The sequence below is a fragment of the Streptomyces roseolus genome (genome assembly GCF_014649855.1).
GTDB classification, from domain to species: domain Bacteria; phylum Actinomycetota; class Actinomycetes; order Streptomycetales; family Streptomycetaceae; genus Streptomyces; species Streptomyces roseolus.
This window is the reverse complement of the sequence record NZ_BMTV01000062.1, coordinates 296-10,886: the sequence shown is the minus strand read 5'-3', so window position 1 is coordinate 10,886 and position 10,591 is coordinate 296. Positions and strand designations below refer to the sequence as shown.

The 10,591-nt window shown below is 73.6% G+C and carries 7 protein-coding genes and 1 pseudogene; 5 read left to right on the top strand and 3 right to left on the bottom strand.

Annotated elements, in window-relative coordinates; all coding sequences use genetic code 11:
• On the bottom strand, positions 1-353 hold a 353-nt coding region (locus IE245_RS36210; RefSeq protein ID WP_268256637.1), incomplete at its 3' end, for a sigma factor.
• Between the two features lie 366 nt (positions 354-719).
• Between IE245_RS36210 and IE245_RS36205 the strand changes: the two genes are divergently transcribed.
• Together IE245_RS36205 and IE245_RS36200 are read left to right on the top strand one after the other, a co-directional pair.
• Positions 720-959 (top strand): chaplin, encoded by a 240-nt coding sequence (locus IE245_RS36205; RefSeq protein ID WP_189955661.1) that lies wholly within the window; start codon positions 720-722, stop codon positions 957-959.
• A 305-nt stretch (positions 960-1,264) separates the two neighbouring features.
• Positions 1,265-2,383 (top strand): annotated as a pseudogene (locus IE245_RS36200) (molybdopterin-dependent oxidoreductase).
• 257 nt (positions 2,384-2,640) lie between these two features.
• Here the strand turns inward: IE245_RS36200 and IE245_RS36195 are convergent.
• A complete protein-coding gene (locus IE245_RS36195; RefSeq protein WP_189955659.1) occupies positions 2,641-3,633 on the bottom strand; it encodes a LuxR C-terminal-related transcriptional regulator in 993 nt (330 codons plus the stop codon).
• A gap of 285 nt (positions 3,634-3,918) precedes the next feature.
• Between IE245_RS36195 and IE245_RS36190 the strand changes: the two genes are divergently transcribed.
• Positions 3,919-4,080, top strand: a complete 162-nt coding sequence (locus IE245_RS36190; RefSeq protein WP_189955657.1) for a hypothetical protein — start codon at positions 3,919-3,921, stop codon at positions 4,078-4,080.
• Between the two features lie 1,252 nt (positions 4,081-5,332).
• Here the strand turns inward: IE245_RS36190 and IE245_RS36185 are convergent.
• Positions 5,333-6,115 carry a sulfite exporter TauE/SafE family protein gene (locus IE245_RS36185; RefSeq protein WP_189955655.1) on the bottom strand — a complete coding sequence of 261 codons (783 nt, stop codon included), beginning with the start codon at positions 6,113-6,115 and terminating at the stop codon, positions 5,333-5,335.
• 1,036 nt (positions 6,116-7,151) lie between these two features.
• Here IE245_RS36185 and IE245_RS36180 point away from each other — a divergent pair.
• Positions 7,152-7,379, top strand: a complete 228-nt coding sequence (locus IE245_RS36180) for a hypothetical protein (protein ID WP_189955653.1) — start codon at positions 7,152-7,154, stop codon at positions 7,377-7,379.
• Between the two features lie 552 nt (positions 7,380-7,931).
• Complete coding sequence (gene lanKC / locus IE245_RS36175; protein WP_189955651.1) at positions 7,932-10,535, top strand: class III lanthionine synthetase LanKC; 2,604 nt, start codon at positions 7,932-7,934, stop codon at positions 10,533-10,535.
• The last annotated feature ends 56 nt before the right edge of the window (positions 10,536-10,591 follow it).

Sequence of the window (10,591 nt, the reverse complement as noted above, 5' to 3'; positions counted from 1 at the left end):
TGGTCGCGTACGGCCTGGGCGTGCTCGCGGTCGGTGGCGGCCTGGGCGGAGCGGACCCGGTCCACGGCCCGGCGGTGCGCGATGGTGGCGGCCCAGGCGCTGACGGAGCCGGCCCCGCTGCGGTAGCGGGCGGCCTGGCGCCACAGGTCGATCATGACCTCCTGGGTGACCTCCTCGGACTGCGCGGGGTCCCGTACGACCCGGAGCACGATGCCGAAGACCATCGGCGCGAGCGCGTCGTACAGGACCGAGAAGGCGTCCTTGTCGCCCCGGGCGACCTGCTCCATGACGGCGGGAAGATCAGGGGATCCGGTGCTCCCTGAAGTAGGGCGGAAGGGGAGGGGGTCGTTCACCGGACCCCCTCCGCCGGGTGCGGCCAGGCGCAGACGCCGGGTGGTGCCGGTGAGGGCGGGGCGGTCCATCGCATGCGGGTCCTTCGTCGCTGAAGCCCTGATCCGGAGGGACCAGGACAGGAGATCGGGTGCTCAGAACGCGGGGGTGTCTGTGAACGTTCTTCGTAGCGGACACGCGTACGGATGGGAGCGGTTTCGTCGCCTTCAGGGCCTCCGACCGACCCGATCGAGGGAATGTGGCCACGGAGGCCCAGCCGGACCGGCGATCGCCGCGAAGCCCCGGTGAGAGCGGACACGTCCGCCTGTTCTCACCGCCCGCGCACGTCTCCGCGCGGGCGGACGGATCCTCGTTCCGGAGGTGGTGCGATGGCGCGTACGCGCAGCGGTCCGACCGTGGCCCGGGCGGCCGGTGCCGTGGTGATGGGAGGGGCTTCGACGGCCGCCGCCGACGCGGGTGCGCAGGGCTGGGCCGCGCACTCGCCCGGCGTCGGGTCGGGCAACCTCGTCCAGGTCCCCGTCCACGTGCCGGTCGACGTGTGCGGCGACACCGTCGGTGTGATCGGCCTCCTGAACCCCGCGTTCGGCAACACCTGCGTGAACGCCTGACCGGCGGCACTGGACTCCGGCCCGTGATCCATGAGGGTGGGCGGGCCGGTGACCCGACCGGGGCACGGGCGGAAGCGGCACCGGGCTGCTTCCGCACGCAGAGCCGTGCCCCGGAAGGGTCGGCTGCGGGTGGCTGACGCCACAGCCACCCGCAGCCTTGGCCGTTGCCTTGGCTGTGGCTGTGGCTGTGGCTGTGGCTGTGGCTGTGGCTGTGGCTTGGCTGTGGCCGCAGCCGCGCCCGTCAAGGGCGCCTTGGCCGACACTCTTTCTGATGAGTGACCCATCCGCGATGCGGTGGCCGCCGAATCCCCGCCGTGAGCAGCTTCCGCAACATCATCAGCAGAGCATGGCCCGGCGCGCCGGCCGGTCTGGTCGCGGGCTTCTGCGCACTGGCCGTCGCCGAGCTGACCACTGCACTCGTCCGTCCGGAGGCCGGGCCGGTCACGGTGGTGGGCGGAGCGGCGATCGACCGGACGCCGGCGCCGGTGAAGGACTTCGCGATCCGCACGTTCGGCGAGAGCGACAAGACGGTCCTGCAGCTCGGGATCCTCACCGTCCTCGCCCTGGTCGCGATGGGGCTGGGCATGGTGGCCCTGCGGCACCGGCGTACGGGGGTGGTCGGAGTCCTGTTGTTCGGCCTGGTCGGGGCGGGGGCGGCACTGAGCCGTCCGGACGCCGGCCCGCTCGACGTGCTGCCGTCCGTGACCGGCGCGTCGGCAGGGGCCGCGGCGCTGTACCTGCTGGCGGCCAAGGCGGTCCCGGCCAGGGGCGCGCTCTCGTCGGGGAGCGACGGTGAGGACGGCTGGAACCGGCGCGCGTTTCTCACCTCGGCGGCCGTCACGGCCGGAGCGGCCGCGTGCGCCGGCGTTCTCGGCCGGTTCCTGAGCGGACGGCGGGGGCAGGGCGCCGTCGCCTCCCGCGACAGCCTTGCGCTGCCCGCCCCGGCCTCGCCCGCCCCGCCGGTACCGGCCGGGGCCCGGCTCAAGGTGCCCGGCATCAGCCCCTTCGTCACACCGAACCGCGACTTCTACCGCGTGGACACGGCACTGGTCGTCCCCAAGGTCGACGCCCGAACCTGGCGCCTGCGGCTGCACGCCCCCGCACCTATACCCTCGACCAGCTCCTCGCTCGCCCCCTGATCGAACGGGACATCACGCTGACCTGCGTGTCGAACGAGGTCGGCGGCCCCTACGTCGGCACCGCCCGCTGGCTCGGCGTCCCCCTGGCAGGAGGCCGACCTCGCCGCGCAGGACACCGTCGACACCTGGCGCCAGTGGTCCTACCGCTGGAACGCGGCCGCCGGCGGCCACACGCTCACCGTCCGGGCCACCGACGGTACCGGCCGGGTCCAGACCGAACGCAGTACCCGCACCATCCCCGACGGAGCCAGCGGCCGGCACAGCGTGTTCGCCACCGTCACCTAGACCGCCCGGCCCTGTCCACCCTGGTCACGGCGGTCAAGACGGCCGGACTCGTCGACCGCATCGGCCGCAGGCCGCCCCTCGCGAAGGGCCTGCTGATCCAGGAGGCGGCGCTCCTGCCGGCCCCCGCGCTCCTCGACCGGCCTGCCCTCTCCTCGCCGTCGTTCTTTCCGCCACCGGCCCGGGCCCGGGCACCGCACGGGTCGATCCGGCGCTCAGCGCCTCCGTCCGCGACCGCGCCCGAGGTGCTTGGCGCGGTGTCAGGGTCTGGGGAGCCAGCCGTGGTGGGCGGCGTTGGCGCCGGCCTGGAAGCGGGAGCGGGCGTTGAGGCGTTCCATGAGGTCGGCTGCGATGCGGCGGGCGGTGCGGGGGGAGACGCCAAGGTGTTTGGCGATGGTTTCGTCGGTATGTCCCTGTGCGAGGAGGTGGAGGGTGGCGGATTCCTGCGGGGGGAGACCGTTGGGGTCGGTGCGAGGGGCGTGGCCGAGGGGGGTGGCGGTGTTCCAGACGCTTTCGAAGAGGGCGCAGAGGGCGGCGACGGTGCCGGCTCCGGTCAGGACGACGGCGCCGGTGCGGGCGTCGTTGGTGTCGATGGGGAGGACGGCGTGGGTGCGGTCGGCGATGATCATGCGGATGGGGAGGGTGGGGCTGGTGCGGACCTGGGCGCCGTGGGTGTTGAGCCAGTCGACGTGGTCGAGGGTGGGGGTGTGGTTGCGGACGCTGTCGAGGTAGACGGTGCGCAGGCGGATGCCGCGCTGGAGGAGCTCGGCGTTGGGGGCGCGGCTGGCTTCGAGATCGGCGGTGGTGTGGGCGCCGCCGGGGGCGAAGGTGGTGATCTCGGTGGTGGCCTGGGCGGCGAGGCGGGCGAGGCGTTCGCGGATCTCTTCGGGGCCGGTGAGCTGTTCGGCGTCGGCGTCGGGGGAGCGGGGGCGCAAGGCGGAGCATTCGGCGATGAGTTGGGCGGCGGCGGCGCGTGAGGCCTCGACGCGCATCTGCTGGGCGGCGAGTTCGGCTTGCTGACGGGCGAGGAGAACTTCCATGGCGGTTTCGGGGCTGATGGCGCGGAAGCCGGCGCCCTCGTGGGCGGAGGGGCGGACCAGGGCGAGTTCGCTGAGTCGGTCGAGGCCGGCGCGTACTTGTTCTTCGGTCATGGACAGCAGGCGGGCGAGTTCGCCCACGCCGTCTTGGGGCCGGCCGAGCATGGCGCGGTAGACACGTTCGGCGTCGGTGTCGAGTCCCAATATGTCCAGCACTGTTCGACCTTTCCTTGGTCGCCTCAGGAGTGCACGGATTGTAAAGGCATCGTGTCGATCCGCACAGGTGGACGGTTTCTGCATGGCCGGAAGCGTCCCCGGGAATGTGGTTGTGGCAGGTCGTGGGGGGCTTGGAGGATCGGGTTCATGTATCTCGTACACGCCCGTCTGAGGGCTCCCACAGGCCAGCGACTGCCCTCCCACGCTGCTGCTTTCGTGTGCTGCCAGGCCCGGGAGGGGGAGTGCCTGGAGCATGTGAGCGTCCATGAGTCGGGGGAGGAGTGGGTGCTGGGTCTGTTTTTCGCCACCGGGACGCTCGCGGAGGCGGAACGCAACGCCTCGGGGGTGTGCGACCGCGCCCTCCAGGCGCCCGGTCCGCTGCACGGATGGGCGCTGCTGGGGTGTGGCGCGGCGCTGATCGACGCGCCCTGGGATCCGTGGGGTTAGGCCGCGTCTTCCGGATCGTGCCGGGCTCGCGACGCCTGGCACCGCGCCTCGCCGCGTTGTCGTCGGTCACCGGTGTCCCCCGGCTGCCACTGGGAGGTGCCCCACCGCCTGGACTCCCTCCTCCGCCTTGCGATGCACGGCTCCGGACACCGCGAACCGATCCGGCCTGATCCGAAAGACCCGGCCTGGCGGCACGCTCCTGCCGCGCGCCTGCGAACGGCCGTACGTGGACGGGGCCCGCAGGGGCCGACCGGGCCACCGCCACTTCCTTCGTACGTACCGGTCGGTGCTTGCGTACCGGTTCTCCTCGCGGGCGCCGGCGTGCCGGCCGTCAGGCGCTGTGCGTCGCCCCGGGCGCGGCCGTCACCGCGCCGTCGCCTCGCTCCGGGTGCGGCGGCGTGGCCCCGGCCCCGCAACCGGTATCAGGGGATGGGACGGTGCGGGGTGGGGTGGGGTGGGGTGGGGTGGGGGAGCTGGTGTACGTGCTCCGCGACGACACCGTTGGGCAACGGCCCTTCCTGGCCCCGGGTCTGGGCCGACGGCGGGCTTCGGCGGGGCTTGAGGGCGGCAGGGGCCGTACCCGTTCGCCCGCGTTGTGCGGGCCGGCCCTTGCTCGCCCACCCGCTCTGCTCGTGACGCCGCCTCGCTCGGGAGGTGGCCGCTCCGTGTCACCCGGGCCCGCTCGGGCCCGGTGCCGGCATTCCGGCACCGGCGCCGGACGATCCGGTGCCTGCTCGGACCGACCTGCCGTGCTGCCGGAATCCTTGCCGACGACGTCACTGTGCCCGGGGAATTCTCCCCCGGCAGCGGCAGCGGCAGCGGCAGCGGCAGGAGCGCTGCTCGGTCGGCGGCAGGGGCAGGCGAGAGGCTGTCGAGGGGTTGCCGAGGGATTGTCGAGTGGCTCGACGCCGTCCGCGGCGACGGCTTGCCCGGTCTCCCCATGCTCCCCGCGGATGTCGACCGCGGCCGTGGCGTCGTCATCGCCGGTCTCGCCCTGCCCCGGAACTCGGGCGTCGTGGTGGGGCGCGTCGACCGGATCAGGATGCTCACACGGCGGGTGTACGGGACGGGCCGGCTCCTGTTCCTCCGAGAGCGGGGACCGCTCCGCAGCCGACCGGTGTGTCGGGGCGGCTGTCCCTGCGGCTCGCACCCCGCGTCGACGGTGCGCGACCGCTCCACGCGAAGCGAGCGAGCCGGAACCCGGTTGCCCGGCAGGGGCCCGGTGCGGCGGGGCGGCCGGACGTCCCTGGGGTCAGCCCAGGGCTTGCACGGCGTAGAGGGTGCCGGTGAGGGTGGCCAGGGCGGCGAGGAGGAGGCGGAGGGCGGTTTCGGGCAGGCGGGACTGGAGGCGTGCGCCGAGGTACCCGCCGAGGAGACCGCCGGTGCCGCAGGACAGGCCCAGGAACCAGTCGGGGGCGACGGCGCCCGTGGCGGTCAGGGACAGCAGCGTGTAGGTGGCCGCACCGGCGAGGGAGGTCACGAAGGTGGCGGCCAGGGCGGCGGGTGCGACGGCGGAGAGGGGGGTTCCGCGGCCGACGAGGATCGGGCCGAGCAGGGAGCCGCCCCCGATTCCGTAGACGCCGCCGACGACACCGACGGCAAGGGCCAGCACGCTCGTGGTGCGCGGTGCGAGCGGGTTCGGCGTGCGGGCCGGTGCGGGGCGTACGGTTCGCAGTCCCAGCCACAGTCCGAGCGGCAGCAGGAACGCCGCGACGAGCAGCCGGAAGACGCGGGGTCCGGGTACGGCGAAGACACGGATCAGTGCGCCGAGGACGACACCGGGCAGGGTCCCGGCGATCAGGAGGCGGGTCAGCGGCCCTTCGAGGCGGCCGGCCCGCCAGTGACGGAGGAGGGCGCCGGGGCCGGCCACGACGTTGTAGAGCAGGTTCGTCGGTGTCACCGCCGGGCTCGGCACGCCCAGCACGCTGACCTGGACGGGCAGCAGGAACACCGCTCCGGAGACGCCCACCGGCGCTGTGGCCACCGAGACCGACAACCCGGCGGCGAAGCCGAGCAGTCCCATCGACCAGTCCACGGCACTCCTCTTGGCCATTCGCTTCCGGCGCCGGGCGAAGGCTCCGGCTTCGGGTGACGTTCGTTCTCGTGAAGATCGACCCCGCTCTGATCCAACCGCCTCGCGCCCGCCGGGGGCAACCACTGCCCGGACCCGCGGACGAAGCCCCCGGCATGCGCGAGGAGCTCGCGCTGGGCGTTCGCAGGGTCCGGTGCCCCCTTCCGCCGGTGCGTGTCCCGGCCGGGGGAGACCCGAACCGAAGGACCTGACGGATGCCGGTTCCGCCGGGGACCCGCTGTCAGCGTTCCCAGGAACTCCATTGCCTGGCAGGGGAGTTGCGGGTCGGGGCCGACGCCCCCGGTCGCGTCGCCCGCGAGGGGTGCGGCCTCTGCTCACCCGCACGCCCGCACATCCGGGAGGGCCTGCCGAACCCGGGCCCGGAGCGTCGAGGAAAGCGGCCTCCTGCAGCGGGGTTCAGGCAGGGCGGCCGTCAGGACGGGGTCGGAACCGTCCGCCGGCCCTTGCGCCCCCGGCGGGCGCCCGGACGGCCGTACGGGCCGGAACCGCGGCCGGCCCGCTCCGGCGGCCCCACCCGCAGGCGGCGGGCGGCGCTGCGGGCGGCGGCGCTCCCCGAGCCGTGCGGCCGGGAGAACGCCGCCGCGCCCGAGCCCCGTGGGCCCCGGGGAGCCCCGTAGAGCCCCAATGGAGCCCCCGGAGCCTGCCTGGCCGCTTTTCCCTCCCCGGCCCGTCACCGTCCTCTCCTCCCTCCTGGGCCTCCCGCCCCCTCGCGGTCCGCCATGGACGGGGACGCCCGGGGAGGTGCTGGTCACGGGCGTGCGGCGGGCTTGCCGAAGGGCCTGGCCGGTTCCGGCCCGGGGCGGGGGAGGGTGGACGGCTTATGCCACTGCAGGATCCGTCCAGCCGTTACCCGTTCCCTCCGGTCCGGGGAGACGCCACAGTAGAGCCATCGGCAGCCGGAAAGAGGCGGCCGGGAAAGCGGGAAGCGGGAACCGGAAAAAGGTTTCCCCAGACGTTCTCCATCACGAGAGGAATTGAAATGACAGTTCGTCGCATCGCCTCCCTCGCCGCCGGCGTCCTGATCGCTTTCGGAGCCACGAGCGTCGCGGCGAACGCCGTCACCGCGCCTTCCCCGACCTCGCCCGTCTCCACCGTCACGGTCCTGACCGTCCCGGGGCAGGAGGAGGAGCCGGCTCCCTCCCCGGCCGAGGGGGAGCCCACCCCGACGCCCACCCCGTCCGTGGAGGACGTGACCTGGGGCGGCTGAGCCCCCTCCCTCTCGGCCGCCCGGCCGAGCCCATACGCACCACACGCGCCACATGTGCCACATGCGTCGCCTACGCCGCACGGGCACACCGGCACACGCGCCACGTCCACCGCTCACACCACACGCATCACACCCGCCGCACACCTTCCAAGGAAGCAGGTACCGACATGAACACCACCCCCGCCACCTCGCCGGCCTTCCTCTCCGACTCCGACGGCAACCTCGACGGCGGTGACGTCTTCGGCCGCAAGAGCCGCACGGACTCCACCTGGGTCCTCGCCTGACGCGAACCCCGCAAGAAAGACTCCCGGAACCGATCCACGAACACCTCGGTACAAGCCCCGGGAAAAGTCCCGAGACGAAGAAACCGGGAAAGACGCCGGAACCAGAACGGGAACAAATACCGGACAGAGCCCGGGAAAGAATGTCCGGGCCCCGGACCCGGGAAAACGGAACAAAGAATTCTTCTGCCGCTCACGCGGCGTCGTTCAGGAACCGGTCTGCGGACAGGCCGAAAGTCGATCGGGCAGCGATCGAGAAGGGGTGGATCAGGTGCGAGACAACCATCATGTGTACGCCGGGGCGGACCCGCTGTTCTACGACCACCCCGCCGGCGGCGGCGACCAGCGCCGGTTCGCGGCAGCGGACCGCGAGACGCCCGCAGGGTTCCGCCGCCACGAGACGGCCAGCTGGATCCACCTGGTGCCCGACGGCCCCGGCGACCCGTCCCTGCCCGCCCAGGGCTACAAGATCCACGTCTCCTCCACCACCGAGGACGCCGAACGCGTCATCGACCTGGTCAGCGAGTACTGCCTGCGTGAGCGCGTGGCGCACAAGTTCCTGCCCACGCACCGCATCCACCTGCTCAACAACGGCAAGTACGCCCGGCGCGGCAGCAGCGGCAAGCTCCTCACCCTCTACCCCGCCGACGAGGCGCGCCTGGCCACCGTCCTGACCGATCTCGACCGGCGGCTGTCCGGCTTCACCGGCCCGTACATCCTCGGCGACCTCCGCTACGGCAACGGTCCCCTCTACGTCCGCTACGGCGGTTTCACGGAGCGCTGGTGCACCGAGCCCGACGGCACCAGGATCCTCGCGATCGAGGCCCCCGACGGCAGCCTCGTGCCCGACCGGCGCGAACCGTACTTCCAGCTGCCGGCCTGGCTGACCCCGCCCGACGTCCTGCGCGAGGCGCTGAACGCCCATGACCGGCAGAGCCTGGACCCCCTGCCGTACCAGGTCGAGGCCGCCCTGCACTTCTCCAACGGCGGCGGGATCTACCGGGCCCGCGACGCCGCCGGCCGCGAGCTCGTCCTGCGCGAGGCCCGCCCCCTGGCCGGCCTCGACGGATCGGGCACGGACGCGGTCGCCCGCCTGGAGCAGGAGGAACGCGCCCTGCGGGCCCTGTCCGGCCTGCCCTGGGTACCCCGCCTGCTCGACCGCTTCACCGCCTGGGAACACCACTACCTCGCCGAGGAGTACGTCGAGGGCGAGACGCTGCGCCAGTTCATGGCCCGCAACAACCCCCTGGTACGCCCCGACCCCACCCCCGAGGCGCTGGCCCGCTACAGCGCCAAGGTCGAGGACATCGCCGGCCAGCTGCGCCAGGCCCTGGACGCCATGCACGAACGCGGCTGGGCCTTCGGCGACCTGCACCCCACCAACGTGCTGCTGCGTCCCGACGGCCGCGTCTGCCTCATCGACTTCGAGACCGCCCACCGCCCCGGCCTCGACACCCCGCCCAGCATGGGCTGCCCCGGCTTCGTCGCCCCGCACGCCCCCGAAGGCTTCGCCCGCGACCACTACGCCCTGCACAGCATCCGGCTCGCCATGCTGCTGCCGCTGACCATGCTCATCGACCTCGAGGCGGGCAAGCTCGACGAACTCCTCGCCGCCGCGTCCGAGTTCTTCCCCCTGCCGCCGTCATGGCACGAGGAGATACGCACCGCACTGCAGCGCCCCACCACCTCCACCACCCCCGCGGCGCCCACCACCTCCACCGTCTCCACCACCTCCGCGGGCTCCGCCCGGCCGACAGCGCACTGGCCGGGCGAGGAGGACGGCGCCGCAGGCCTGACCGCCCTGGGCACCCGCCTGGCCCGCGCCCTGACCGCCTCCGCCACCCCCGAGCGCACCGACCGGCTCTTCCCCGGCGACCCCGCCGCGCTCCACGACGGCGGCTACACCCTGGCCCACGGAGCCGCCGGCGTCCTGCACACCCTGCACACCACCGGCCACCCCGTTCGGGAAGAGCACACCGAATGGCTCTGGCGGGCCGCCCGCCACGCCGCCGACGCCCGCCCCGGCCTCTACTCGGGACTCCACGGCGCCGCCCTCGCCCTGGACCGGCTGGGCCGGCCGGAGCAGGCCCTGGAGCTCATCCAGCGCGCCGCCCCGACCGACGACACCTCCCTGTACGGGGGACTGGCCGGCATCGGCATCGTCCTGCACCACCTCCACCGGCCCGCCCGCGGCACCGACCTCGGCGACGAACTCGGCGTCCTCACCGCCCGCTTGACGGACCATCTGGACCACCTGGACGACCCGGGCCCCGCACCGCGCCGCGCCGGCCTGATGCACGGACCCACCGGCACCGCCGCGTTCCTCCTGCACCGCTACGAGACGGTACGCGACCCCGCCCTGCTCGACCTCGCCCAGCGCGCCCTGCACGCCGACGCCGAGCACTGCGTCCGCAGCGACGAAGGCGCCGTCAACCTCCGCGACGGCACCCGCCTGCTGCCCTACCTCGCCAACGGCAGCGCCGGCCTGGCCCTGACCGCCGGACACTACCTGCGCCACCGCCACGACGACACCCTCCAAGAGCTCCTCGACGGCATCCTGTACGCCGCCCGGGCCCCTTTCGTCCTCTACGACGACCTGTTCACCGGCCGGGCCGGACTGATCGCCCTGCTGGCCGCCCACCGCGACCGCCCCGGCACCCACGAACCCCTCCGGCGCCACCTCAGGCTGCTGCGCTGGCACGCCATCGGCTACCGGGACGGCCTGGCCTTCCCCGGCGCCCAGCACTACCGCCTCTCGATGGACCTGGCCACCGGCACCGCCGGCGTCCTGCACGCCCTGCACGCCGCCGCCGGCACCCGGCCGCCCCTGCCCGGACTGCACCAGCACTCCGAGCCCCTGATCCCGGCCGCCTGAACGGCCGAGCACGACACCGACCCACTCCGCACACCCCACCCACCGAAGGGAACCCC

Coding starts and splice junctions, on each gene's coding strand:
- IE245_RS36205 (WP_189955661.1), top strand. CDS start 720: ATGGCGCGTACGCGCAGCGGTCCGACCGTGGCCCGGGCGGCCGGTGCC.
- IE245_RS36180 (WP_189955653.1), top strand. CDS start 7,152: ATGACAGTTCGTCGCATCGCCTCCCTCGCCGCCGGCGTCCTGATCGCT.